At 34.8% G+C, this 26,240-nt stretch carries 25 protein-coding genes and 3 pseudogenes; all 28 read left to right on the top strand.

Translation table 11 applies throughout. From position 1 onward, the window contains the following. Positions 1-26: 26 nt before the first annotated feature. The 28 genes and pseudogenes from hisG to EG344_RS22805 all read left to right on the top strand — a co-directional run bounded on the left by hisG (position 27) and on the right by EG344_RS22805 (position 26,165). On the top strand, positions 27-884 hold the full coding sequence (gene hisG / locus EG344_RS22930) for an ATP phosphoribosyltransferase (protein ID WP_123911594.1): 858 nt from the start codon (positions 27-29) through the stop codon (positions 882-884). Between the two features lie 152 nt (positions 885-1,036). Beyond that, on the top strand, positions 1,037-2,314 hold the full coding sequence (gene hisD / locus EG344_RS22925) for a histidinol dehydrogenase (protein ID WP_123911593.1): 1,278 nt from the start codon (positions 1,037-1,039) through the stop codon (positions 2,312-2,314). A gap of 1 nt (position 2,315) precedes the next feature. Next, positions 2,316-3,341: a histidinol-phosphate transaminase gene (gene hisC / locus EG344_RS22920; protein ID WP_123911592.1), complete on the top strand. Its 1,026-nt coding sequence runs from the start codon at positions 2,316-2,318 to the stop codon at positions 3,339-3,341. A 2-nt stretch (positions 3,342-3,343) separates the two neighbouring features. After that, positions 3,344-4,438 carry a bifunctional histidinol-phosphatase/imidazoleglycerol-phosphate dehydratase HisB gene (gene hisB, locus EG344_RS22915; protein ID WP_123911591.1) on the top strand — a complete coding sequence of 365 codons (1,095 nt, stop codon included), beginning with the start codon at positions 3,344-3,346 and terminating at the stop codon, positions 4,436-4,438. Between the two features lies 1 nt (position 4,439). After that, positions 4,440-5,021, top strand: a complete 582-nt coding sequence (gene hisH / locus EG344_RS22910; RefSeq protein ID WP_123911590.1) for an imidazole glycerol phosphate synthase subunit HisH — start codon at positions 4,440-4,442, stop codon at positions 5,019-5,021. Further along, a complete protein-coding gene (gene hisA, locus EG344_RS22905; protein ID WP_123911881.1) occupies positions 5,021-5,743 on the top strand; it encodes a 1-(5-phosphoribosyl)-5-[(5-phosphoribosylamino)methylideneamino]imidazole-4-carboxamide isomerase in 723 nt (240 codons plus the stop codon). Before hisH ends, hisA begins: the two co-directional genes overlap by 1 nt. Continuing rightward, positions 5,736-6,488 (top strand): imidazole glycerol phosphate synthase subunit HisF, encoded by a 753-nt coding sequence (hisF, locus tag EG344_RS22900; protein ID WP_123911589.1) that lies wholly within the window; start codon positions 5,736-5,738, stop codon positions 6,486-6,488. The genes hisA and hisF overlap by 8 nt, the downstream gene beginning before the upstream one ends. Next, complete coding sequence (gene hisIE, locus EG344_RS22895) at positions 6,485-7,072, top strand: bifunctional phosphoribosyl-AMP cyclohydrolase/phosphoribosyl-ATP diphosphatase HisIE (RefSeq protein ID WP_123911588.1); 588 nt, start codon at positions 6,485-6,487, stop codon at positions 7,070-7,072. The genes hisF and hisIE overlap by 4 nt, the downstream gene beginning before the upstream one ends. Positions 7,073-7,299: 227 nt before the next feature. Then, the gene (locus tag EG344_RS22890) at positions 7,300-8,928 is read left to right on the top strand and encodes a T9SS type A sorting domain-containing protein (RefSeq protein ID WP_123911587.1); all 1,629 of its coding nucleotides are present in this window, start codon (positions 7,300-7,302) and stop codon (positions 8,926-8,928) included. Between the two features lie 8 nt (positions 8,929-8,936). Then, positions 8,937-12,230, top strand: a complete 3,294-nt coding sequence (locus tag EG344_RS22885) for a hypothetical protein (protein ID WP_123911586.1) — start codon at positions 8,937-8,939, stop codon at positions 12,228-12,230. A gap of 4 nt (positions 12,231-12,234) precedes the next feature. Then, on the top strand, positions 12,235-15,783 hold the full coding sequence (locus EG344_RS24345; protein WP_228412807.1) for a DUF6443 domain-containing protein: 3,549 nt from the start codon (positions 12,235-12,237) through the stop codon (positions 15,781-15,783). 358 nt (positions 15,784-16,141) lie between these two features. Then, positions 16,142-17,014 (top strand): RHS repeat-associated core domain-containing protein, encoded by an 873-nt coding sequence (locus EG344_RS24340; protein WP_262697482.1) that lies wholly within the window; start codon positions 16,142-16,144, stop codon positions 17,012-17,014. After that, a complete protein-coding gene (locus EG344_RS22870; protein ID WP_123911585.1) occupies positions 16,995-17,546 on the top strand; it encodes a hypothetical protein in 552 nt (183 codons plus the stop codon). Before EG344_RS24340 ends, EG344_RS22870 begins: the two co-directional genes overlap by 20 nt. Positions 17,547-17,571: 25 nt before the next feature. Continuing rightward, entirely contained in the window at positions 17,572-18,111 is a 540-nt protein-coding gene (locus tag EG344_RS22865; RefSeq protein ID WP_123911584.1) for a hypothetical protein, read from the top strand. Further along, positions 18,108-18,257: a hypothetical protein gene (locus tag EG344_RS24110; protein WP_164464493.1), complete on the top strand. Its 150-nt coding sequence runs from the start codon at positions 18,108-18,110 to the stop codon at positions 18,255-18,257. The genes EG344_RS22865 and EG344_RS24110 overlap by 4 nt, the downstream gene beginning before the upstream one ends. Continuing rightward, a complete protein-coding gene (locus tag EG344_RS22860) occupies positions 18,258-18,716 on the top strand; it encodes a hypothetical protein (protein WP_123911583.1) in 459 nt (152 codons plus the stop codon). It abuts the gene before it with no gap. A gap of 6 nt (positions 18,717-18,722) precedes the next feature. Next, positions 18,723-19,148 carry a DUF4329 domain-containing protein gene (locus tag EG344_RS22855; RefSeq protein WP_123911582.1) on the top strand — a complete coding sequence of 142 codons (426 nt, stop codon included), beginning with the start codon at positions 18,723-18,725 and terminating at the stop codon, positions 19,146-19,148. 129 nt (positions 19,149-19,277) lie between these two features. Beyond that, entirely contained in the window at positions 19,278-19,553 is a 276-nt protein-coding gene (locus EG344_RS22850) for a hypothetical protein (protein WP_123911581.1), read from the top strand. 2 nt (positions 19,554-19,555) lie between these two features. After that, entirely contained in the window at positions 19,556-19,861 is a 306-nt protein-coding gene (locus EG344_RS22845; RefSeq protein WP_123911580.1) for an NTF2 fold immunity protein, read from the top strand. A gap of 91 nt (positions 19,862-19,952) precedes the next feature. Beyond that, positions 19,953-22,184 carry an RHS repeat domain-containing protein gene (locus EG344_RS22840; RefSeq protein WP_228412806.1) on the top strand — a complete coding sequence of 744 codons (2,232 nt, stop codon included), beginning with the start codon at positions 19,953-19,955 and terminating at the stop codon, positions 22,182-22,184. A gap of 22 nt (positions 22,185-22,206) precedes the next feature. Then, positions 22,207-22,767, top strand: coding sequence for a hypothetical protein (locus tag EG344_RS22835; protein WP_123911579.1), 561 nt, complete (start codon positions 22,207-22,209; stop codon positions 22,765-22,767). Between the two features lie 20 nt (positions 22,768-22,787). Then, positions 22,788-22,976, top strand: a pseudogene (locus EG344_RS24565) (RHS repeat-associated core domain-containing protein); the annotation flags it as partial. 679 nt (positions 22,977-23,655) lie between these two features. Then, complete coding sequence (locus EG344_RS22825; protein ID WP_123911577.1) at positions 23,656-24,159, top strand: hypothetical protein; 504 nt, start codon at positions 23,656-23,658, stop codon at positions 24,157-24,159. Between the two features lie 3 nt (positions 24,160-24,162). Continuing rightward, positions 24,163-24,348 (top strand): annotated as a pseudogene (locus EG344_RS24560) (RHS repeat-associated core domain-containing protein); the annotation flags it as partial. Then, positions 24,322-24,972: a JAB-like toxin 1 domain-containing protein gene (locus EG344_RS22820; RefSeq protein ID WP_410494005.1), complete on the top strand. Its 651-nt coding sequence runs from the start codon at positions 24,322-24,324 to the stop codon at positions 24,970-24,972. The pseudogene EG344_RS24560 and the gene EG344_RS22820, both read left to right, overlap by 27 nt. Beyond that, positions 24,969-25,472 carry a hypothetical protein gene (locus EG344_RS22815; protein WP_123911575.1) on the top strand — a complete coding sequence of 168 codons (504 nt, stop codon included), beginning with the start codon at positions 24,969-24,971 and terminating at the stop codon, positions 25,470-25,472. Before EG344_RS22820 ends, EG344_RS22815 begins: the two co-directional genes overlap by 4 nt. Before the next feature lie 17 nt (positions 25,473-25,489). Continuing rightward, positions 25,490-25,672 (top strand): annotated as a pseudogene (locus EG344_RS24555) (RHS repeat-associated core domain-containing protein); the annotation flags it as partial. Positions 25,673-25,877: 205 nt separating this feature from the next. Continuing rightward, complete coding sequence (locus tag EG344_RS22805) at positions 25,878-26,165, top strand: hypothetical protein (RefSeq protein WP_123911574.1); 288 nt, start codon at positions 25,878-25,880, stop codon at positions 26,163-26,165. Positions 26,166-26,240 lie beyond the last annotated feature (75 nt).

Raw genomic sequence — 26,240 nt, 5'->3', positions numbered from 1 at the left:
TATTTGCTCGGACTCAAAAAGACGAAATGAGTAAATTAAAAATTGCGATTCAGAAAAGTGGACGGCTGTACGAAGAATCCCTGCAGCTTCTTAAAGACTGTGGAATCTTTGTCAACAATGGAAAAGACCAGCTAAAAGTTTCGGTAGATAACTTCCCGATGGAAATCATGTACCTTCGGAATTCAGACATTCCTCAATATCTGGAAGATGGAGTGGTGGATATTGCTATTGTGGGTGAAAATCTTTTAATTGAGAAACAAAAGCAGTTTCAAATTGTTGAGAAACTGGGGTTTTCAAAATGCCGTGTTTCCATTGCTGTCCCAAAAGAAGTTGAAACCGATGATCTTGGCTACTTCCAAGGCCGAAAAATTGCCACTTCTTACCCTAACACTCTTAAGCATTTTTTAGAAGCAAAAGGAATCACTTCAGATATCCACGTGATTTCCGGTTCCGTAGAAATTGCTCCCAATATCGGGCTTGCAGAAGGAATTTGCGATATCGTAAGTTCCGGAAGTACCTTATTCAAAAATGGACTGAGGGAAACGGTAACGCTTTTAAAATCAGAAGCAGTTCTGGCTCAAACGCCACAATTGTCATCCGAAAAAGCAGCTATTCTGGATAAATTTCTTTTCAGAATTAAAGCAGTTTTAAAGGCAAAAAATTCAAAATACATCCTGATGAATGTTCCCAATGATAAAATCCAAAAAGTCGCAGATGTACTTCCCGTACTGAAAAGCCCTACGGTGATCCCATTGGCAGAAGAAGGCTGGAGTAGTATTCATTCTGTAATTGATGAAGAGCGTTTCTGGGAAGTTATCGATGAGCTGAAGGAGAATGGAGCTCAAGATATACTCATTATTCCCATTGATAAAATGGTGATTTAAAGAAGAATAATACTGTTAAGAAAAGTAACGAACAGTAAAGAAAAATTAAGATAAGTTAAGTTTAATGAATTCAACAATGATCTAGATGATTCTTAGCGGCTTAAATAAACTTAATGGTTCAAAAAATGAGAGATCAATTAAAAATAATACAAATGAAAATATATCGATATCCAACAAAAGATTCATGGATAAAGCTGGTACAGAGACCTGTTTTTGAACGGGAAGAGATTTCCGGACTGATTGCTGAAATATTTGCTGAAGTTGAAAACAAAGGAGATAAAGCTTTAATAGCATTCAATAAAAAATTTGATAAAGCCGAAACCAAAAACATTGCTGTTACAGAAGAGGAAATAAATAATGCGGAAAATCAGCTTAGTAATGATTTAAAGCAGGCTATCCAACAAGCAAAAGAAAACATTTTTAAATTTCACGATTCACAAAATCCGGAGATTCAGAAAATAGAAACAGCAAAAGGGGTGGTTTGCTGGAGAGAAAACCGAGCGATAGAAAAGGTAGGAATTTATATTCCGGGGGGAACAGCTCCTTTATTCTCAACAGTTTTGATGCTTGCAGTCCCTGCTAATATTGCTGGATGTGAGGAAATCATTCTGTGTACACCACCAGATAAAAAAGGAGATGTTAATCCTGCCATTTTATATACGGCAAAGCTCTGCGGAGTTTCAAAGATTTTCAAAACTGGAGGCGCTCAGGCCATTGCAGCTATGACTTTAGGAACTGAAAGCATCCCACAAGTATATAAAATTTTTGGCCCTGGAAATCAATTCGTAGTAGCAGCAAAAGAGTATACCCAACGGTATGGAGTCGCTATCGATATGCCGGCAGGACCTAGTGAAGTTCTCGTGATTGGTGATGAGCAAGCTATTCCGGAATTCTGTGCTGCCGATTTGCTTTCACAGGCAGAACACGGCAGTGACAGCCAGGTGATTTTTCTAACCACAGACTTTAAAGTTTTTAATGAGGTTATTAGGTGTGTTGAACGTCAAATCAAAGGCTTACCGAGAAATGAAATGGCAGGGAAAGCACTTGAAAATAGTTGCTTTATCTTGTTAAATAGTCTTGAGGAAGCCGTTGAGTTCAGCAATTTATATGCTCCGGAACACCTTATTCTTGCGCTGGGTGAGTTTGAAAAATATATCCCTATGATCCAGAATGCAGGTTCTGTATTCCTTGGGAATTATTCCTGTGAAAGTGCCGGAGATTATGCAAGCGGAACCAATCACACCCTTCCTACGAATGCTTATGCAAAGAATTACAGTGGTGTATCCCTGGACAGTTTTGTGAAGAAAATTACTTTCCAGCATTTATCGAAGAAAGGACTTCAGAGTTTAGGAAAAACAATAGAAATAATGGCAGAGGCAGAAGGGCTTCTTGCTCACAAAAATGCAGTATCAATAAGATTAAAACGATAATATGAACACAATCAGTATCAATACATTAGTAAGAGAAAATATTTTAAAATTAAAACCTTATATAAGCTTCAGAGATCATAATGAGTTTAATGATCCTACTTTTTTAGATGCTAATGAAAGCCCTTTTGGAAAATGGAACCGTTACCCGGATTCTACCCAAAGAAAACTTAAAAACAGATTATCTGAGCTTAAAAATCTTTCTCCCGGACAAATAGCGATAGGAAACGGAAGTGATGAACTGATCGATTTAATCATTAAGATTTTCTGTGAACCTAAAAAAGACTCTATCCTAATGATGAACCCCTCGTTTGCAATGTATGGTTTTTATGCCACGATCAATGAAAACAGGGTTTTACAGTTGAATTTAGATGAAAACTTTGATATTGTAAAAGATGACTTTTTAGAAATAGTACAGAAAGAATCTATCAAGGTTTTCTTTCTATGTTCTCCAAACAATCCAACCGGTAATAGCACTGAAGATATTGAATTTTACCTTCAAAACTTCAATGGGATTGTTGTAGTGGATGAAGCTTATATAGAATTTTCCGGGAAAAAATCAAGTCTTGAGCTGTTGGCAAAGTATCCCAATTTAATTGTTCTTCAGACCTTCTCGAAGGCTTGGGGGATTGCAGGAGCCAGAGTAGGTGTTGCCTATGCTTCGGAAGAGATTATTCAGTTGATTAATACCGTGAAAGCACCTTACAACGTTAATGCATTGAGCCAGGAGCTAATTCTGAGTGCTCTTGAAGATGAAAATAAGCTGAAAGAGAATGTACGTGATATTGTAGCAGAGCGTGAATGGCTGAGGAGTCAGTTTAAAGGAATTGCATGTATTGGCAAAATATTTCCAACAGATGCTAATTTCTTTTTAATCAGGCTAAAAGATGTTGATAATGTATATGCACAAATGCTGGAACAGGAAATTTTGACAAGCAGAAGAGATCCGGCTATTCCGGGATGCATCAGAATAAATATAGGAAACCGCCAGGAGAATGAGAAGCTGGTAACCCTTTTAAAAAACATATAAGTATGAAAAAAGTATTGTTTATCGATCGGGACGGAACCTTGATTATTGAACCTCCTACTGATTTTCAGGTGGATTCGCTGGAAAAACTGGAGTTTTATCCTGGAGTTTTGCAAAATCTTTCAAAAATTGCCAATGAACTGGATTATGAATTGGTCATGGTGACCAATCAGGATGGATTAGGAACAGAGAGCTTTCCTTTGGAAACCTTTACGATCCCTCATGAAAAAATGCTCAGAACCTTTGAAAATGAAGGCATCATTTTCAGTGATATTTTAATTGATAGAAGTTTTGAACATGAGAATCTGCCCACCCGAAAACCTGGAACAGGAATGTTGGCGAAATATATGTATGGTGATTATGATCTCGAAAATTCTTATGTAATTGGTGATCGAAGTACGGATGTTCAACTTGCTAAAAACTTGGGTTCTAAATCTATTTTTCTTAACCAAAGCTTTAATAGTGAATCTGATCTGACAACAACGCAATGGGTTGAGATTTACCAGTTCTTAAAATCCGGAATGAGAAGAGCAAAAGTCTACAGAAAGACCAATGAAACGGAAATAGAAATTGAGATAAATATCGATGGAAAAGGCAAATCTGAAATTTCTACAGGGCTTCATTTTTTTGACCACATGTTGGAACAGATTGCCAGACACGGAAATATGGATCTTAAGATCAAAGTTAATGGGGACCTTCAGGTAGATGAACACCACACGGTTGAAGATACGGGTATTGTTTTGGGGGAAGCCATTTTAAAGGCATTAGGAAAGAAAAAAGGGATTGAAAGGTATGGTTTTCTGCTTCCTATGGATGATTGCCTTTCGCAGGTAGCCATTGATTTTGGGGGCAGACCCTGGCTGGTTTGGGATGCTGAATTTAAAAGAGAAAAGATAGGAGATGTACCCACGGAAATGTTCTTTCACTTCTTTAAGTCCTTTACAGATTCTTCGAGAACCAATTTAAATATTAAAGCAGAAGGAGAGAATGAACATCACAAGATTGAATCTATTTTCAAAGCTTTTGCCAAAGCGGTGAAAATGGCGGTTAATCAATCTGATATCAACTATAATTTACCTTCCACTAAAGGAAGTTTATAATATGATTGCAATAATAAAATATAACGGAGGTAATGTAAGCTCTGTACAGAACGCTTTAAACAGGTTAAATATCAGCTCAGTCATTACAGATGACCCTGAACTTATCCTGAAAGCAGATAAGGTGATTTTTCCTGGTGTAGGTGAGGCCTCGTCTACCATGAAGTTGTTGAAAGAAAAAGGACTTGATCGACTTATTCCAACATTGAAACAACCTGTTTTGGGAATATGTCTGGGAATGCAGCTCATGTGCAAAGGAAACGAAGAAGGAAATACAGAGGGAATGGGAATTTTCAATATCAATGTCAAAAGATTCCCGCCTTTGGAACTCGTTCCCCATATGGGTTGGAACACGGTTTTAGGACAAAGCTCTCCGTTATTTTCAGGAATTGAAGCTGAAAATGATGTATATTTTGTGCATAGCTATTATTGTGAACTATCGGAATTTACCACATCCGTTTGTGATTACATCCTTCCATTTAGTGCTTCTTTGCAGAAAGATAATTTTTATGCGGTACAGTTTCACCCGGAAAAATCGGGAAGTGTAGGAAGCCAGCTACTTAACAACTTTATAAACTTATCATGATGAAGATTATTCCGGCTATCGATATTATTGAAGGAAAATGTGTGCGTTTATCCAAAGGGGATTACAACACAAAGAAAATATACAATGAAGATCCTGTAGAAGTGGCCAGGGAATTTGAAGACTTTGGTATTCAGTTTCTTCACCTGGTGGATCTTGATGGTGCAAAATCAAAACATATTGTGAATCAGAAAGTGCTTGAAAATATTGCAAAATCTACTTCTTTACAAATTGATTTTGGAGGTGGATTAAAAACCTCGCAGGATATTGAAACAGTCTTTAATTCAGGAGCGAAGCAGATCACTCTAGGCAGTATTGCAGTACAGGATCCTGCATTTTGTCTTCAGATCATTGAAAAATATGGCCCGGATAAGATTATTCTGGGAGCTGATTGTGAGAATAGAAAAATCAAAACCTCCGGCTGGCAGGAAGAAAGTGATAAAGACATTATTGATTTTATTCTGGAATATCAGAAAAAGGGAATTAAAACTACCATATGCACGGATATTTTGAAGGATGGAATGCTGGAGGGACCTTCAACAGGTCTTTATACTGAAATTTTATATAAAACGTCGTTACACTTGGTGGCCAGTGGTGGAATTTCGGGGATTAAAGATGTCTATAAAATGAAAGATATAGGATGTACAGGAACAATTATCGGAAAGGCTATTTATGAAGGAAAAATAAGTCTGAAACAACTTCAAAATTTTATTGAAAATGCTTAAAAAAAGAATTATTCCATGTCTGGATATTAAAGATGGAAATACAGTAAAGGGAATCAATTTTGAGGATCTGAAAAATGCCGGAGATCCTATAGAACTGGCTAAAAAATATGAATTGGAGGGTGCAGATGAACTTGTTTTTCTTGATATTACAGCCACCATTGAAAACAGGAAAACCTTTGTGGAGTTGGTACGGAAGATCGCTCAGGGGTTGAGTATCCCGTTTACTGTTGGGGGTGGAATAGCCTCTGTGGAAGATGTGAGCAAGCTTTTGGAAGCGGGAGCGGATAAAATCAGTATCAATTCTTCAGCTGTAAAAAATCCGAAGTTAATCTCTGAGTTAGCCAATGAATTCGGGAGCCAATGTGTGGTAGTTGCTATAGATACCAAAAGAGTAGGCTCAACTGATCTTGTTCATATCAAAGGAGGAAGAGAGGCTACAGAGCTTGATACGGTAGAATGGGCAAGGAGAGTGGAAGCTTTGGGAGCTGGGGAAATCCTGTTAACCTCCATGGATGGTGACGGAACTAAAAACGGCTTTGATCTCAATATTACCAAGCAGGTTTCAGAGCGGGTAACCATTCCTGTGATTGCTTCCGGTGGAGCCGGAGCTGTAGATGACTTTGTTAAAGTATTTAATGAAACCAAGGCTACAGGAGCTTTGGCAGCCAGTATATTCCATTTTAATGAAATAGGAATTCAGGATTTAAAACAACAATTAAAAACTCAAAAAATACAAGTACGATGAATATTGATTTTAATAAAGACAACGGATTGGTGCCTGTAGTGATTCAGGATAACCGAACGCTGCAAGTTCTGATGCTGGGCTATATGAATAAGGAAGCTTTTGAAAAAACAAAAAAAGAAAAAATAGTTACCTTTTTCAGCCGTTCTAAAAACAGACTCTGGACAAAAGGAGAAGAATCGGGTAACTTTTTAACCGTAAGAAGTATTGATATAGATTGTGACCAGGATACGATACTGATTAAGGTCATTCCCACAAATACAGTATGCCATACCGGAAGCTTCAGTTGTTTTGGAGAAAAGACTTCAAAAGGTTTTTTATACGAACTGGAAGGAAAAATATCCCAAAGAATTGATGGCAAAGTTGATGAATCATATACCTATTCACTGTATCAGAGAGGAATGAACAAAATGGCTCAAAAAGTAGGAGAAGAAGCTGTAGAATTAGTCATTGAGGCTAAAGATAATAATGAAACTCTCTTTAAAAATGAAGCCGCTGATCTCTTATATCATTTACTCATTTTATTAAAAGCAAAAGGATTTGCGCTGGAAGAGATAGAAGAAGTTCTCCAAGGCAGAAATCAATAAAACCTTTGAAATTTTTTCAAAGGTTTTTTTATTGAAGAAATACGACAGCTTTTGTCGTTGTGCTGTGGTAGCTTTGGATATGATAATATCATTAAAATGTAATGAAATTCGGTAATTCATTACAAATATTTAGTGTTAAATCACATAGATATGATTTGTGCTAACGAAAAAAAGTTAAATTTGCGCGAATTTAAAAACCTAATCATTAAACTCAAAACAACACGGGAATGAAAAAAATTTATCTCAGTGCATGTACTGTATGCACGGTTCTGGGTATGTCTGCTCAGGAAGTACTCTGGCAGAAAGACATTCAATCCACTACTCAGGATTTTCTAAGTCAGGTGACTACGACCATCGATCAGCAGTATCTTATTACAGGCAGCTCTATACAGAGCGATAAACTCCAACAAGGCAATAAACAAAACAACGGCTATGATTTCCATCTGGTGAAGCTGAATCAGCAGGGAGAACAGGCTTGGGAAAAGTATTTCTCAGGACAAAATCATGACTATTTATCCGCAACAGTAAGCACTCAGGATGGAGGATTTCTCTTAGCCAGAACTTCTTATTCAGGAAAAGGACTCGATAAAAAAGATGATTCCAAAGGTGGTTCCGATATTTGGCTCATCCGGATTAATGAATTCGGTGATGAATTATGGCAGAAAACATTGGGTACTTCTTCTGATGAGGAAGCTAAATCTGTTATTCAAACGACAGACTTAGGCTTTTTTGTCGCCGGAAATGTCCAGAACTCTTCCAAAGGCTATGGTTCCAAAGATGTCTGGATAACCAGGCTCGACAAAGACGGTAAAGAACTTTCTCAATTGATATTAGGCGGAAAAGGCTTAGACGAAGTCGAAAAAATGATTCCAACCAAAGACGGTGGAGCTTTATTAGGAATTTATTCCAGAAGTTCTGAGGTTCGTGATATGGGTTCAGGAGCTAGAACCCGCGAAGAGAAGTCTTTAGGTGAACAATCTGTTAGTCCAACAGCCATTAGCCAAAAGCCAAAAGCCAGCAGCAACTTCGGCGAAGGCGACTACTGGATTGTCAAACTGGATAAAAATGGAAAAGTAGAATGGGAAAAGAACTTTGGAGGTAAGGGAGACGACCATATTAGAACCTTGGCATTAATATCAAATGGTTATGTTATTGGTGGTGAATCCCGATCCGAACGATCAGGAAACAAAACAGTAGGTATTGAAGAAGGTACGGATCTATGGATCATTGCTCTTAATGAAAGAGGCGATGAGCAGTGGCAAAAGTCCTACAATTTCAAAAACCGTGATATTCTGATGGGAATGAGTGTAATACAGAGTCAAGATACGAATCAAGACATCACCAAAGGAATTTTATTAGGCGGTTATACCCAGGCCGAGGGAAGAATCGAAAAAGATGATGAAACCTTCTGGATGCTTTATTTAGACAGCAACGGGAATGAACAATGGAGAAAACATATAACAGGAGAATCCAGACAAAAAGAAGAGCGGCTTTCAGATTTGAAATTAAACAGAGATGGTTCTATTGTATTAGCTGGGACCAGTGCCAAAGAACTGGGAAAAGAAAACTGGAAGATTGTAAAGCTGGGTGACAAGCAGGTCAGTGATCTGATTGCCAAATATGAAATGAAGATCTACCCGAATCCGGTATCAGACTATGCCTATGTAGAAATCGGTTTTAATTTTAAAGAAGCAGATATTATGCTGTATGATATGAGCGGAAGACAGCTTCAGAACTTTAAAACCAAAAATAGAGTGACTAAGATGAATACCCAGGCTTTGGTACAAGGCACCTACTTAGTAACCATAAAAACAGATAATAACAAAACAGCAAATGCAAAGCTGATTAAGAAATAAAAAATACCATGAAAAAAATAATATTTCTGGCATCCGCATTGTCAGCTGTAATGGGTTGGGGTCAAACTTCTATAGGAGGAGAGGTTAATCTTCAAAAGATTATTCCTACTACTCCTGAGACCTATAGCATGTTCAAAGCGGGAGATTTCCCGGTAGATTACAGAACAGGAAAACTCAATGTTTCTGTGCCTTTGCACACTATCTCCACAAAATCTGGTATTTCTATTCCTATCAGCCTTACTTATAATACAGGAGGAATAAAAGTGGATGAAACATCAAGTACTGTTGGTTTGGGATGGGCCTTGTCTATACCCAATAGTATTTCTGTTGAAGTTCACGGTAAAGAGGATTTAAATAGCTCCTCCCGATGGTTCCCAAGCAATATTTATGATTATCAATATACTAGCGCTGTCAATTTTGAAACTTTCCCTACAGAAATTCTTGTTAAATTGCAAGCCATCAGAGATGATGCAGTAGATACAGAACCCGATATCTATCATTACAGTCTTCCTACTATATCAGGTTCTTTCACAAGAGATACCAATGGAAACTTTCATACTATTCCTTATGACAATATCAAAATTTCTTATTCTGATATGAATAATGAATTTACTATTATTGATCCCCAAGGTATTATTTATACTTTGAAAGTAGGAAATTCTCTGTCTTTACTGAACACATCTCCTTTTGCGTATAGAGCATCATTCTTATTAGACAAAATTACGTTTCCCAATAAGGAGGAAATTATATTTAAATATGACAAGTATATGTCATATAAAAGTATTACTCATGGCTATACCGATCTGTATTATCCGATCCCTATAGCATTTGATCCATGTGTAGCGGGGCAAAAAAACATCCATACTGCTACAACCAACCGTTATATTGATAAATTGCCTACAGAGATTATTTATAACAACGAAACCCTAAAATTTAATTATACCAATACCATTAATGGGGCAACTGGCAGAAAAGATATCTTTACAGATACTCCTGAAAATACCTATGCATTAGATGAAATAACAGTAGTTGATAATCAAAATAATAAAATAATAAAAAATCTCAGATTGGTTCACGATTATTTTACATCTTCGGATATTATCACTTCAGCATATAGGAATTACAGATTAAAACTTCTAAGAGTCGAAAACTTGTTGGAAAACAGTAAATATTCTTTTGATTACAATGAAAAAAGTAAGCCATCTATTGGTAGCTATTCACAGGATATCTGGGGGTATTATAATGGAAAAGGTGGAGTAGGTCTGATTCCTAATATGCACTATTTTAATAGAGACTATACTGAAGGAGCAGACAGAAGTGTAGATCCAGTATATACCCAAGCATACATTTTAAAGAAAATTACTTATCCTACAGGTGGGTCATCTGCATTTTCTTATGAAAACAATACAGTATGGGCAAAATTGATTATTCCTAAAAAAGAGGAAACGATTTATAATTACATTAATAATTCGTATACCAATGATCAGAACGAGTATGACAATATTCTGATGACTACACCTTCCAATGAATACTTTTATATTGATGTAAATCCTGTGGATTCTGATGAGCAGCTATGGGTTGAGTTTCTTAATTCATGTTCCAACCAGATACCTAATGAAATCCCTGAAAATGGAAGCAGCATGGGAATGGCTTATATTGATGAATTTGTCAATAATCAATGGAAAAATCTATCAACATTTAGTGGGACTGATGTTATTGGACCATTAAAAGATGGTAATGGAGCGCCAGCAAATAATAAATTTTTTTTAAATCCTCAGGCACCTAAAAGGATAAGAGTAAGAAGGATGGGAAATTGCTCTACGACTTTGAAAATTTCTAAAATAAAATATGTTAACGAAATAAGCAATCAAAATAATATTGTAGGCGGATTGAGGATAAAAAGCATAGAAGATTTTGATGGTACAGCAAACTATACAAAGAGACAGTTCCAATATCATAACCCTACTCTTGCTGGAGAGCAGTCTTCAGGATCTTTTGCTTCACCTTTGAAATTTTTAAGTATTATACCCAGAGAAGTTGAATTTGAAGGGAAATCATTGCTTTGCAATATGTATGGTTTAAGCGCAGATCAGGCTATAAACTCCAGTCTCCTGGGTAAAGATGTAGTTAATTACAAATATGTAACAGAACATATTTTAGGGAAAGGAAAAAAGGATTATCAATTCATAGCAGAAGAAAATGAGCTTAACCTATCCAATATCGGGAATGGGTTTAATCCATTCCGTTTCATTAATAAAAATCTGATTAATGAAAAGTTTTATACTGATAATGGAACAAACCCAATAAAAGAAATTATTTATAATTATTCTCTAACATATTCTAAAAATGCATTGTCATCAAACTCTTATGGAAATCCATTAATGATAGCTCCTTATGGAAAAATTATCATGATTGATAGAAATGTAAGCATGGCATCGGGAGGGCTATATTCTACACAAGTATTAGAATCTTATCCTATAGAATCAGGGAAATTTTTATTAGATGAAACTGTAACGAAAGATTATATTAATGGCAGCGAAATAATTACAAAAGTTAATAACAATTATTCTATTGACAATATCCAAAAACCCATTAACCTTCTGAAGCAAAGTGTGACTTATGGTAATAGTAATAATGCTAATAGTACAGAAACCTCTTACCAATATGCTCATGAGAAGAACAATCAAAAACTGATTAACGCCAATATGGTTGGAATTCCTTTAGAAACCTCTGTATTACAAAAGAAAAATGTAAATGATCCGGGGAATATAATTTCCAAAACTGAAACCAAGTATGACGATCCTGCTACATTATTTCCAACCTCAATATTGTCTTACGATCTTCAAAATCCTACTATTGGATCAACAGAATTGAGTTATGATAAGTATGATTCTAAAGGGAATATTGTGCAGTATACTAACAGATCGGGAGTATCAACAGTCATTATCTGGGGGTACAACCAAACTCAGCCTATTGCCAAGATTGACAATGCAAAACTGGAAGGAATTGGACAATCATTCATAGACAATATTGTGAATGCTTCTAATCTGGATGCTGCCGCTGAAAGGAATAATGATGAAACCAATCTGCACAATGCCTTTAAGGACTTTAGGAATAATTTGTCCGGTTATCAGATCACAACCTACAGTTATGATCCATTAATTGGAGTAAGAAGTATTACCCCTCCCTCCGGAATCCGTGAAGTTTACCTTTATGATGATGCCGGAAGGCTTAAGGAAATCAGAGAACATAATAATACCGGAAAACTATTAAAAGAATTCAACTACCATTACAAAAACTAAGACGATGAAAAAACTTATAATTCCCATAGGTATGCTGCTGATAAGCCATTCAGTCCATGCCCAGGCTACTCCGGGAGAAAACTATATCCAATCCAAGACCTATCTTGATTATAATGGAACGACCCCTTTAAAAATCTCAGAAACCGTCCAGTATTTTGATGGTTTGGGAAGACCTAAACAGGTAGTGAATGTAAAAGCCTCTCCCTTGGGAAAGGATGTGGTTACTCACATTGAATATGACCAGTTCGGAAGACAGGTAAAAGACTATCTTCCTGTACCTCAATCAGGAACTTTGAATGGGGGGATTATTCCCAATCCTTTAGCCAATGCCAGCAGTTCTCCTTATGGCTCAGAAAAGATCTTTTCTGAGAAAATATTGGAAAACTCTCCTTTGAACAGGCTTCAGCAGCAGATCCAGGTGGGGAATGACTGGAGCGCCAAGCCTGTGAAGTTTGGGTATGAAACCAATATAGGCAATGAAGTGTACCAACATATTACCACCACCACTTGGGAAAACGGAGCCACTAAAAGTGGGATAAGTTTATCTCCGGCTGTTTTATATGCACCTGGTACCTTGTATAAGAATACAGTGACAGACGAAGATGGGAATCCTACTATAGAATTCAAAAACGGAAAAGGGCAAACCTTGCTGGTAAGAAAGCTGATGGGCTCTACCGAGCAGGCAGATACTTATTATGTGTATAACGAATACGATCAGCTGGCCTTTGTGATTCCTCCCAATGCGGTTCAAAAACCTATTAGTGAATCACTGCTCAATGATCTCTGCTACCAGTACCGTTACGACGGAAGAGGAAGACTGGTAGAAAAGAAACTTCCTGGTAAAGGTTGGGAATATATGGTGTATGATAAGGCTGATAGGCTAGTTCTTACTCAGGATGCCAATTTAAGGTCTCAAGATAAATGGCTGTTTACAAAATATGACCAGTTTTCAAGACCAATTTATACGGGAATATTAGACAGCCAGCCAGGCAGAATTCAACAGGTGGCTGCAATAGAAGGACATGGTTCCAATAACGAAATCAGAACTGTTAACAGTTGGAGTAATAGTGCAATGGACGTCTTCTATACAAGTAACCAAGCTTATCCTGCAACTAACTTTAAGCTTTTAAGTGTCAATTATTATGATACCTATCCAGGGTATAGCTTTAATCCACCATTTCCTTCAAGCATTCAGCAAGAAGAGACTTTAAAAGAAACGGCATCCCCGGAAGGGAAAAGTACCAAAGGACTTCCTGTGATGAGTCTGGTAAAGAATATTGAAGATGACAACTGGACCAAGAATTATACATACTATGATACCAAAGGAAGAGTGATAGGAACCTATTCCATTAATCATTTGGGAGGTTATACCAAAACAGAATCCAGACTGGATTTTGCAGGACTAGCCCAAACGGTGATCACCAAACATAAGAGGTTGGAAACAGACACAGAAAGAGTCATCACCGAAACCTTTGACTATGACCACCAGAACAGGCTCCTGGTACATAAGCATCAGGTAGATGCTAATCCCACAGAAATCCTTACCCAGAATATGTATAATGAACTTTCCCAGCTGGAATCTAAAAAAGTGGGTGGCATTGCTGCAGGATCTGCGCTTCAGCAGATGGATTATAAGTACAATATCCGTGGCTGGATGACTAAGATCAATGATCCTTCGAATCTAAATGGAAGATTGTTTGGGTATGAAATAAAATATCATAATCCTGTATCTTCAGCAAAATCACCCGGGAAGTTTAACGGAAATATTGCAGAGATCGACTGGAAGAATTCTTCAGAAGATATTCTGAAAAGATACAACTATGAATATGATCCTCTGAACCGTTTAAAAAATGGCTTTTACTCAGAACCTAATGCCACTAATCCTGCCAATGGTAATTTTGATGAATATCTTACCTATGACCTGAATGGAAACATCAATACCCTGCAACGAAAAGCCACTCCTGTATCAGGTCAAACTCCTGCATTGGTAGATAACCTTGAATATAAATACACCGGAAACCGCCTGAATCAGGTGATAGAATCTGCAATGAATGATACCGGGTATGAAGGCGGAAATAATATAATAGATTATGATGTGAACGGAAATATGATTAATATGAAAGATAAAGGGATGAATACTATTGATTATAATCACCTTAACCTTCCCAATGCTTTCACAATCAGTAATGCAAATCCTATAATTGGGCAGCCATTTAATGCTAACCTAATGTATTTATACCGTGCAGATGGAACCAAACTAAGAAAAACGTATTCAACGAGGCCTCCGAGAGGATCGGCTAGAACCAGTATGACCGATTATCTGGATGGCTTCCAATACTCATACCGGGAAGGTGGAGGACTCTGTCTGACCTGTCGTACCGAATCTGCTTTTGAAGAACAGGCTTACGGAAATCTCGGAAAAACTTTTCCTAATATAGGAGATCCGCCAGTATGGAAACTGGATTTTGTACCCACTTCAGAAGGTTTTTACAGTTTCACAGAAAACCGTTATATTTACCAGTATAAAGATCACTTAGGCAATACCCGGGTAAGTTTTGCCAAAGACAGCGCAGGTGTTCTGGAAGTTACCGATACGAATAACTATTATCCTTTTGGTCTCAACCATATCTCAGGAATGTTTGGGACTTCTAATTTTGGAGGATTATATAGTTATAAGTACAATGGTAAGGAGCTGCAGGAGACGGGAATGTATGATTATGGCGCAAGATTTTATATGCCTGATCTTGGAAGATGGGGAGTTGTGGATCCGTTGGCTGAGAAGATGAGAAGGTATTCTCCTTATAGCTATGCGTTTGATAATCCAATAAGATTTATTGATCCGGATGGAAGAAAACCAGCGCAGTTTATGACAATAAATGATTTAATAAATGATAGCTTTGCTCCAACCGATGATATTACGGTAAACAGCAAGGGGAAGATCACAAATATTGTACGCAACAATAAGTCTAATCGATTTTTTGATGAAAAAGGAAAACAATTGTTTTTTAATGACCCAAAAGGAGTTGATAAAGATAATTTAAAACCTGGAAAATATTATAAAGGTGACCAATTATTTCATTCTATATCTAAAGGACGCTTCGCTCAATTTATGAAAACTGCTGGTTTTGATGCATTGAGATATAATATGAAAGCACAGGCTTCTTTAAAAGAAGGAGATTCTGATGGTGCTATGAATCATAAAATTACAGCTCTGGGTATAGCTAAAAAAGAATCTTATGATAAAGCTGATTTTGCTACATCTGCTTTAGGTCCTAATTATGTATATCCAGAATATAATACCGATAGAAGAAGACCTTGGCAAGATACCTTAAATGAAACGACGGACTATTTTAGATTTGGAAAATCTAACACATTGTATAATTTATATGATGGAGGAAATTATATGTGGGGCGGATGGATGCATTTGAATGGATTTGATAAAGATGCGGTTAAATTTGGTTCAAACTTAAATGAATTAATGAGAGGAAACATGGGAGATACTGCTGCAGATCAAAAATCTATTTTTAGCGGATTTGATTTCACTGGTTATTAAATATAAAAAAATGAAAAATAAAATTCAATTTATTCCATTGTTATTTTTTTTAATAAATGTTTTCATTTATTTAATATTTCATTTTGCTTTTAAATATGATCTAAATAGAAAATTTTATTACGAGTTCCATACTAGTATCATCCCAATATTGGTGTTTGGAAATATTTTTGTCTCAATATTATTTTTTGTAATACTTTATATGAAAAGAGAATATGATAAAATGTACTATTCATTAATTCCTGTTTTTATATATGTAATACTTTTTATTATAGCATTAGTTATAGCATTTAAATAGTTTAAGCATAAACCCTTCAATACGAACAATTATTATCCATTTGGGTTAAATCATATCTCGGGAATGTTTGGGACTTCCAATTTTGGAGGGTTATATAGTTACAAGTACAATGGCAAGGAGCTTCAGGAGACCGGGATGTATGATTATGGAGCAAGGATGTATATGCCGGATCTGGGAAGATGGGGTGTTGTGGATCCTTTGGCGGAGAAGATGAGAAGATGGAGTCCTTATAATTATGTATTTAATAATCCATTAAGGTTTATTGATCCAGATGGAAGACAAGGAACGGATATTTATAAATGGGACAATGCTGGAAAGTTAACTAATGTTGCTCCCTCCGATAGAGATGTTATTTATGCTGAAAATCAATTTGAAAAAGATGGGAAAACTCTTAAAGAGGGTGCTCAGGGTGTAGATGTTGGAGAAAAGGGTTATGTAGAAAATAATAAACAAGAAGTAAAGCTTGCTACACCTATTATTGAGTCTAAAACTGGAGCAAAATCAGAAATTATGACAACTTTAAAATTGGAGGATTCAGGTAAGGCATTAGAGCTGGCGGAATATATGTATAAAAATGGAACTAATGAATTTACCAATGGTACTTATATTTCATCTTCTGGAGAGTCTAGATCTGTAATTTCTACGTTTGGATTAAAAGGGTCTTCTCCGGTTGATCCTAGGCATCTCGGTATAGATAGTTTTTCATCAAAAAATGATGTTTTTCGATTGTCTAAACACGATCATAATCATCCATCTAACTCTTTGCCAAGTGGTTACTTAAAGGGAGGTGGGAATGTTGGAACATATAGATCTGCTTGGGCAGGTCACTATGACTATGATAATACGACAGAGCCTCTTTATCAAAATACAGTTTTTAGAGTTTATAGAAATGGATCTTATACAATATATGATAAAAATGGAACTGATAAAAAATAAGTTAACAATAATATTCATATTAATATTCATATTCATATTTCAATTATTATCCTCACAAACACCAACTGTCTCGAAAAAATACAATTTCGATAATTTTATTAATGCATTTATTGATATTAATAATGAAAATAATTTTAAACCCAATTTTTCGATTATTCATATATCAAGTTTTTACTATGACCAAAAAGGATATTTAATTACTATTACACGAGATAATATTGAATCTATAATGGTAAATCCAAAGGCTGCAAATTTGAAATATTTTAAATACCGAGGCTTTGATTTATTACTTCAGGGAAAAACATGTGAAGATGTTACTTTCTTAGAAAAAATTATAAAGAAAAGGTCTCCTTCAAATTTTTCTAACATTAAATTTAAAAAACCATATGAGAATATTTCTTATACGCCTTATCAATGGTTTCTTTTTTTTGATAAAAAAATGAATTTAATGGTTTCCACATTCCCAGAGGAGGAGGAGGATATCATAAGGAAGATTTTAGAAAAGTATAATATAAAGATGCCTAAAGAATAATAATTATAAATACCAAGGACAAGAGTTGCAAGAGACGGGTTTTTACTCATTTAAATGGAGAAATTATATGCCGGATGTGGGACGATTTTTTAACATTGATCCTTTATCTGAAAAATATGCTTACCAATCTCATTATAATTTCTCTGAAAACAGAGTGATTGATGCAAGAGAGTTAGAAGGACTTGAAGCTGTATTAATAAATGAAAATACAATTGAATGGAGAGCTAGGGTTGATAATAAATTAGGACGTGATTATAGCAAGACTCTTTTAAGTGATACAGGTGGTATTTTGAGTCAAAATGGTTTGAAAGTGAATATTATTGAAGATCCCAAAGCAAAATTTACTATTGAATTAATGAAGTCAAAGATCGAAAATACCCCAGATGGTATTGTTGTAGTGAACGGTCAAACTATTATGGATGGCAATATATATGATGGAGCTGTAGTGTCAAAAGATAGTCCAAGAACATTAGCTCATGAATTAACTCACAAAGCAGGTGTATCTCATATATTTGAAGAAGCAAGTAAGGTTTCAAATACAAAGGAGAATCAAAAAATCTCATGAATTCAGGAGCAAATACTACGGAAGCTTTACAAGACACTAAAGGAACAAATCTAACTCCTTCTCAAACAAATGATATTAAGATTCATGTTAAAATTACTAATGAAAATAGAGAAAGAAAAGAGAAAGAACAACAAAAATTAAATTAAATGAAAATTAGTAAATTATTATATTCTTCAGCTCTTCTAATGTTTAGTTTAGTTTCTTGTCAAACAAAAGACGTTATCAATTCCACCAAATATGCAAGTTTAACTTTAGAAAAGAAGCGTGAAATCGATGAATATATTGCTGATGCAAAGAAAATGATTCCTAAAAAAGAAGATGAGATAGTTTTAATGTTTCAATATAATTGTTTTTTTGATAAAAAGATTATTATTAATGATATTTATACAAAAGAATTTCCTAAATCCAATAAAATCCATTATGGACAAAGTATTGTTAATTTTTCAAAAAATTTAGGAAAAATTAAAATCAAACTATCTGATGGAGTTGCTTTTTCTATTCCACAAAAAAAAGGCTATGATTATATAACGATTTGTCATAATGAAAAGTTACAAACGATTTACATACACTATTATGATTTTCCAAAAATACTAGTTGAAGAATGATATTTCTTGCTAGCAGTAAGAAACTATAAATACCAAGAACATGAGTTGAAAGAGACGGGTTTTTACTCATTTAAATGGAGAAATTACATGCCGGATGTGGGAAGATTTTTTAACATTGATCCGCTTGCTGAAAAGTATCCTACATGGGCTACTTATGTGCTTAGTGGAAATAGAGTTGTTGATGCTAGAGAATTGGAAGGATTAGAACCATATGTACTTTTCAATACTAGAGAAAGAGCGGCAGCAAATTTTGGAAAACAATATAATGGAAAGTCCATAATTAATAAACGAGAATATGCAGCATTGATTTATTCAATTCAAGCTGATGGTAAAAAATATTATGCATATAATATGCCTGAAACAGGGGAAAGTCATGGAGTACCACAAGGAGTGAGTAAAAAAGCTCCACAGGGAGCAAAAGCGGTGGGCTGAATTCATAGTCATGGAAATGATGATTATGGTAGTGCAGGTAATTACAATGATCAAAATTTTTCTAGTGATGATAAAGGATATTCAAAAGCTTTAAAATTAGATGCTTTTCTTGTTACTCCTGAAGGATCTTTGAAGTATTATGATTTAAATTCTGACACAGAAAAAATATTAAGAACAGATATGCCAAGTGATCCAAATAACGAGGGTCCTCGAAAAAATAAGATAGATCCAGTAGTAGATCCCAATCCTTCTTCAGGAGATTATAGACCAATACCTAAGCCTTTTCCTAGTTTAACTCCTATTCCTAATGACCCTCCCAAATCTGGTTTTAAATCGATAGAAGATAAAAAAAGAAGAGAACAAATACCACTTATTGATAGAGGTGGATCACAAAAAATTTATTAATTATGAAAAATTACATATTCTTAGCTTTTACTATTATTATTTCTTGTAATAAGACTAATAATAAAGGTAGTTATATAAAAAATAATGAAACTGACATAAAAAAAGAAGTTATTTCTATTGCAGAAAAGAAATGGATAGAAGTATATGGGAAATCAGTTGAAAAGCAAAAACCTTTTGCTGTTGAAAAAAAGAATGATAGTATCTGGATCGTTCACGGAACATTCCCAAAACCAACAATAGGAGGTGTTGCTTATGCAGAAGTAAATATAAAAACAATGCAGGTAGTTAAATATACTCATGGGGAATAAAGCTAAAATTTTTTTCCTAAACAATTTTTATAAACAACCGAGCCACTTGTTTGAGTGGCTTGGTTGTTTATAAAATGATTTGTAATTTAGTTTGTTTCAGGAACGCATCCAGGAGAGCGAAGATATGTTGTCTATCGTTCCCCCTATAAAGCTCAAGTTGTATTTTGCAGGACTAGCTCAAACGGTGATCACCAAACATAAGAGGTTAGAAACCGATACAGAAAGAGTCATCACCGAAACCTTTGACTATGACCACCAGAACAGGCTCCTGGTTCACAAACATCAGGTAGATGCTAATCCGACGGAAATCCTTACCCAGAATACGTATAATGAACTTTCCCAGCTGGAATCTAAAAAAGTGGGAGGCATTGCTGCAGGATCTGCGCTTCAGCAGATGGATTATAAGTACAATATCCGTGGTTGGATGACTAAGATCAATGATCCTTCGAATCTAAATGGAAGATTGTTTGGGTATGAAATAAAATATCATAATCCTGTATCTTCAGCAAAATCACCCGGGAAGTTTAACGGAAATATTGCAGAGATCGGCTGGAAGAATTCTTCAGAAGATATTCTGAAAAGATACAACTATGAATATGATCCTCTGAACCGTTTAAAAAATGGCTTTTACTCAGAACCTAATGCCACTAATCCTGCCAATGGTAATTTTGATGAATATCTTACCTATGATCTGAATGGAAACATTAGTACCCTGCAACGGAAAGCCACTCCAGTATCAGGTCAAACTCCTGCATTGGTAGATAACCTTGAATATAAATATACCGGAAACCGCCTGAATCAGGTGATAGAATCTGCAATGAATGATACCGGGTATGAAGGCGGAAATAATATAATAGATTATGATGTGAATGGAAATATTATTAATATGAAAGATAAAGGGATGAATACTATTGGTTATAATCACCTTAACCTCCCCAATGCTTTCACAATTAGTAATGCAAATCCTATAATTGGGCAGCCATTTAATGCTAACTTGATGTATTTATACCGTGCAGATGGAACCAAACTAAGAAAAACGTATTCAACCCGGCCTCCGAGAGGATCGGCTAGAACCAGTATGACCGATTATCTGGATGGCTTCCAATACTCATACCGGGAGGGTGGAGGAATCTGTCTGACCTGTCGCACCGAATCTGCTTTTGAAGAACAGGCTTATGGAAATCTCGGAAAAACTTTTCCTAATATAGGAGATCCGCCAGCATGGAAACTGGATTTTGTACCCACTTCAGAAGGCTTTTACAGTTTCACAGAAAACCGTTATATTTACCAGTATAAAGATCACTTAGGCAATACCCGGGTAAGTTTTGCCAAAGACAGCGCAGGGGTTCTGGAAATTACAGATACGAACAACTACTATCCTTTTGGTCTCAACCATATCTCAGGAATGTTTGGGACTTCTAATTTTGGAGGATTATATAGTTATAAGTACAACGGGAAGGAATTGCAAGAGACTGGTATGTATGATTATGGCGCAAGAATGTATATGCCTGATTTAGGAAGATGGGGAGTTGTAGATCCACTGGCTGAAACTTCAAGAAGATGGAGTCCTTATGCATATGCTTACAATAATCCAATGAGATTTATTGATCCAGATGGGATGCAAAATAAAGATATAACATTTGGAAAAAATATTTCTGCTGAAACTCAAAATAAAATTGTAAGTGATTTAGAACAAGAAACAGGACTTAAATTATCTATTGGTGATAATGGTAAATTAAGTTATACTGAACCTTCTGATGCTGGAGGGAGTAAAACAGCTCGTGATATGATAAAAGGAGCAATCGATAATCATAGAACAGTATATAGTATAGACTCTGACAATAGTAGAGGCTCATCGATTAGTAGTGAACCTACAGTTAAAGCAGAATGGATTGGAAATGAATACGGTTTTACAAGCTATTTTGATTTAAACATTAATACTAACCAAATAGATGCTTTTATTTCAGGAACTAGTGAAGCTCTTAATCCTTTAACTATGGGATATGGAATGACCACTCTTCATGAGGTAAGTCATAAATATAATAATTTAATAGATGGCATTATTGGAGATGATGGAAGAGAACTTTCGGCGACCTCTATATATGGTATGCAAGGAGATAATGAAAAAAAAGTTATTAATGTTATTAGAACTGAGTTAGATAATTCAAAAGGATTTAAACTACCATTTGGCCAACGAAAATCTTATTCTCCAATGGATTCAGGAGGGTTTAATTTTAGTGCATTTAGTAGTGAAGCTTATTCTAAAGGACCTTTGAAAGTCGATCCTAAAAAAGATTTATATATCAAAACTCCTCAAAGATAATAAACTCAATAAAAGATATAAAATGAAAACTTATCAAGTATTTATATATTGTATAGCTCTTGTTACTTTTATCAGTTGTAACTCGCAATCAAAAATAATGTATAATAAAGCATATACAATTGTAAGTGAAGATTTTATCAGTAAAGAAGTTTCAATAAAAGAATTTGGAAAAGATGTGTCAGGCTTATATATTTATGATTCAATCTATCCCTATCCTTTAGATAAAAATGATTCTAGCAATTTTTACAAGAACATTTTATCAGAAAAAGAGGAAATAAAACCTTTAAGAAAAGATAAAGATCTTAAAGAGTTATCTAATAAAAATATGAATAGTAACTGGGAACTGAATGCACAATTTAAAACTGTATTTAGAACTGTTGTACAATATCAAGGAATTCCAAATGGACCATTAAATGCTGCTATATTTTCAGAAATTCAAGATAATCAATTAAGAATTGATGTTGTCCCCTTTTTTCAAGGAAGTCCCAAATATTGTGGATCCATTACCAAATATTATTTTAAGTTTGATAAAACTAAAATTATTGAAAATAAAAAATGGACTGATCATTATGAATGTTGGTAATACAAAAGCTGCCTATAGGCAGCTTTAATTACAAGTACAATGGCAAGGAGCTTCAAGAGACGGGGATGTATGATTATGGCGCAAGATTCTATATGCCGGATCTTGGAAGGTGGGGCGTAATAGATCCGTTGGCGGAGAAATATTTTAATATATCGCCATTTAATTATACCGCAAATAATCCTATTCTTTATATTGATCCCGATGGGATGCAATTAGATTTGAGTAATATAATGAAGAAAGGAAATGAAGAGCAATATAAAGCTTTTGTGTTTTTTGCTAAAACAAAAGAAGGACAAGCTTTTTTATCTAAATATATGGAGAAAGGACAAAAAGTTGAATATGGAGGAAAGACTATTTTTGAAGCCAAGGTGAATGGAGAGTATCATAATAAAGGGATAGATCTATCATATGGAGTCAAAACAGACTCATCCGTAGGAGGGTCTACAACAGGCAAAATTAAGGGAGATGAGAAGAATGTCTCGATTTTGATTTCAAATAAAGCATATGGCGATTCTGGAAGTCAGTTTTTTAATACCTTAAGACAGATAGTTCACGAATCTTTTGTTCACGCTGATTTGGAAGCTAATGATCTTCAAGATGATGGTTATGTTAATTCAAGTAGCATTCCAAAAGAATATAGAAAATATGACACTTGGGAATCTCAGCATGGGCAACATTATTATATCCAGAATGAGTATTTAAAAGATCCTACAAACAATAAAGTAAATACATACACTAAGGAAGGGTTTCAAATTCTTAAGCAAGCAAACGAAGCTCTAAAATTAAAGTTAGGTAATTCTCAGATAAAAACTGAAATGTGGAATTTTAATGGGTCTATGATAAAAGTAGATAAAAATGGAAGCCTCAAACATAAAGATCAATAGTTGTATGAAATTAATTAGTATTATAATGATTAGTATACTCTTGCTTTCATGTCATAAAGAAAAGCAAGAGTATATTGAAGTATCATTGGGATTTAGTATGAATCCTAATGAACCAAGGATTGGAATCCTCATAAATGACAAAGACTCTTTGTATATATGTAAGGAAGATTTAATATCAGTTGACAATGGAGTAAAATATAAATATTTTAAATCAACTCAAAAGATTGATTTTGCTTTTTACAAAAAAAGAATATTAAACTCTTTTTATGATTCAATTCAATTTAAAAGTACTCCTGATGCCCAACCACGACAGATAAATTATTATTTAAATGGGAAGAATCTCAAATTTAGATTTTATTCACACGAATTATCAAAAAGGCAACAGGAAATTATTGAGGACTTGATTTTACTAAAAGAAGATAAAAGACTTAAAGAAATTCCTTATCATAAGTTTTCACGAGATTTGCTAGATTCTAAAATTCCTAACCCGCCACCTCCACCTAAATAACATTACAACTATAAGTACAACGGAAAGGAATTGCAGGAAACAGGTATGTATGACTATGGAGCAAGATTCTACATGGCAGACATCGGACGTTGGGGAGTTATAGACCCGTTGGCTGAAAAGATGACAAGATATAGTCCTTATAATTACGCATTCAATAATCCGATGAGATTCATAGACCCAGATGGTATGGCACCCAAAGATGATTTTAGATTAAATAAAGATGGATCTCTTAACTTGATTAGAAAAACAAATAGTGATGAAACAAAAGGGACTCACACAATTTACAATTCTGATTCATCTGAAGCTTTAGTTGTTAATAAGGATCTTATTGATAAAAAAGTTGAAGGAAAAAATAAGATGTATGGTGGAACAGCAACATTCTTGATTGAATCAAACAAAAAAGACGCTCAAACGATATTTAAATTTATGGCTAGAAATACTAATGTAGAGTTTGGGTTGAATGAATATCAATTTAAGGAAGGAAAAGCTTCTATAATATCCACAAATCACGAATCCAATGTAGATACTGCTCAAGCATGGTTTAATTATTCATTCTATGGAAAAGGAAAAGATCTAAAAATATTGGATAACTGGCATTCTCATCCCAATGCAACAGATTTAAAAGAATTTAAACCGTCAGGTTACAACTCAGATGGAACTCCGAATGACTATACGGGAGATAGACAATACTATAAATATTTGAAAGAAAGTAATGGTGCAGGATTACCTCAATATTTTAATATTTATGGTACACAAGTAAAATCAACTGTTCAATATAATGATCAAGTAATGAAAAAAATCAAAAAATTATGAAATCCTATATTTTAATTTTTCTTTCATTTATTTATCTGGCATGCGATTCATCATCGCAAAAAAAAGAAATGCTAACAGGTAAGAATGGAATATCTCAAACAAACTCTGGAGTAAAACTAAATTTTATTACAATTAAAGAACCTTTAGAAAGGGAATTAAATGATTTTATAAGAAAGCTAGAAAAGAATGGACATGATAAAAAATATCAAAAATCAATTCTTGTCTATTTAAAAGATCAAAATGAGAATGGTATGGATATTCTCTTGGCTAGTGACACCCCTAAGGATATTGGGAACTTGAAAGGATTTTCTGTCTATGATAATTATACACTTTATTTCTTTTTTAAAAATGTTGAGAATAACTGTATGATAAATATTGAAAATAGGACTAGGAACGAAAAGTTTAAAATTTTACCACCTGCTCCATATAATAATCCACAGAAAAGAATAGTTTTTAAAAAATGTACTAAGATTAAAGAAGAATATAATGACGGTTGGTAAGCTATAATACATAAGTTTATCAGTATAAGTACAATGGCAAGGAGTTGCAGGAGAGCGGGATGTATGATTATGGTGCGAGGATGTATATGCCGGATTTAGGAAGATGGGGTGTTGTGGATCCATTGGCGGAAACTTCCAGACGTTGGTCACCTTACACGTATGCTTACAATAATCCGATTAAATATTTAGACCCAGATGGAAATGATGTTATAATTTGGTATCTGGCTTCAGATGGAAAAATGCATACATATGATTATAAATATGGTGCAGGTTACACTGGAAAAAACAAGTATTTGGTCTTCTTTCATAGAGCAGCAAAGGCGTTAATTGAATCTGGGGCAGGAGGTAACCTTAAGGCTTTAGATTCAAGAGAGGAAAAAGTATATGTAACAGATAATGGTTATAATGACAAAGGATGGACCTAATTTCGACAATAAAGATAAAATTAGATGGAAACCCACTAAAGGTTTAAGAACTACAAATGGCAAAGAACTAACAGCAGCAACAGCTATTTTAGACCACGAATTTGATCATGCAAATAATTACTTTAAGGATCCAGAAAAGCATATAATGAATGTTTTAAAACCTACGGGAGATAATTATGATAATGCCGAAGAAATGAGAGTTATACAAGGAAGTGAACAAACCACGGCTAAAAAAACTAGGGTTAATAAAAGGAAAAGAAGTCACTAGGAAAGATCGTAGAAGAGAGTTATATGATACAGCAGGGGTAAATACAACAAAACCGAAACCAACTGAAATACAAGA

The sequence above is a fragment of the Chryseobacterium sp. G0162 genome (genome assembly GCF_003815715.1).
Lineage (GTDB): Bacteria > Bacteroidota > Bacteroidia > Flavobacteriales > Weeksellaceae > Chryseobacterium.
The sequence above is the reverse complement of the archived record's forward strand: the minus strand, read 5'-3'. Positions and strand labels throughout refer to the sequence as shown.

Coding starts and splice junctions, on each gene's coding strand:
- hisH (WP_123911590.1), top strand. CDS start 4,440: ATGATTGCAATAATAAAATATAACGGAGGTAATGTAAGCTCTGTACAG.
- hisG (WP_123911594.1), top strand. CDS start 27: ATGAGTAAATTAAAAATTGCGATTCAGAAAAGTGGACGGCTGTACGAA.
- EG344_RS22890 (WP_123911587.1), top strand. CDS start 7,300: ATGAAAAAAATTTATCTCAGTGCATGTACTGTATGCACGGTTCTGGGT.
- hisIE (WP_123911588.1), top strand. CDS start 6,485: ATGAATATTGATTTTAATAAAGACAACGGATTGGTGCCTGTAGTGATT.
- EG344_RS22860 (WP_123911583.1), top strand. CDS start 18,258: ATGAAAATTAGTAAATTATTATATTCTTCAGCTCTTCTAATGTTTAGT.
- hisC (WP_123911592.1), top strand. CDS start 2,316: ATGAACACAATCAGTATCAATACATTAGTAAGAGAAAATATTTTAAAA.
- EG344_RS22835 (WP_123911579.1), top strand. CDS start 22,207: ATGAAAACTTATCAAGTATTTATATATTGTATAGCTCTTGTTACTTTT.
- EG344_RS22820 (WP_410494005.1), top strand. CDS start 24,322: ATGAGATTCATAGACCCAGATGGTATGGCACCCAAAGATGATTTTAGA.
- EG344_RS24345 (WP_228412807.1), top strand. CDS start 12,235: ATGAAAAAACTTATAATTCCCATAGGTATGCTGCTGATAAGCCATTCA.
- EG344_RS24110 (WP_164464493.1), top strand. CDS start 18,108: ATGAATTCAGGAGCAAATACTACGGAAGCTTTACAAGACACTAAAGGA.
- EG344_RS22805 (WP_123911574.1), top strand. CDS start 25,878: ATGACAAAGGATGGACCTAATTTCGACAATAAAGATAAAATTAGATGG.
- EG344_RS22885 (WP_123911586.1), top strand. CDS start 8,937: ATGAAAAAAATAATATTTCTGGCATCCGCATTGTCAGCTGTAATGGGT.
- hisF (WP_123911589.1), top strand. CDS start 5,736: ATGCTTAAAAAAAGAATTATTCCATGTCTGGATATTAAAGATGGAAAT.
- EG344_RS22815 (WP_123911575.1), top strand. CDS start 24,969: ATGAAATCCTATATTTTAATTTTTCTTTCATTTATTTATCTGGCATGC.
- EG344_RS22845 (WP_123911580.1), top strand. CDS start 19,556: ATGAAAAATTACATATTCTTAGCTTTTACTATTATTATTTCTTGTAAT.
- EG344_RS22870 (WP_123911585.1), top strand. CDS start 16,995: ATGGAACTGATAAAAAATAAGTTAACAATAATATTCATATTAATATTC.
- hisA (WP_123911881.1), top strand. CDS start 5,021: ATGAAGATTATTCCGGCTATCGATATTATTGAAGGAAAATGTGTGCGT.
- EG344_RS24340 (WP_262697482.1), top strand. CDS start 16,142: ATGTTTGGGACTTCCAATTTTGGAGGGTTATATAGTTACAAGTACAAT.
- hisB (WP_123911591.1), top strand. CDS start 3,344: ATGAAAAAAGTATTGTTTATCGATCGGGACGGAACCTTGATTATTGAA.
- EG344_RS22825 (WP_123911577.1), top strand. CDS start 23,656: ATGAAATTAATTAGTATTATAATGATTAGTATACTCTTGCTTTCATGT.
- hisD (WP_123911593.1), top strand. CDS start 1,037: ATGAAAATATATCGATATCCAACAAAAGATTCATGGATAAAGCTGGTA.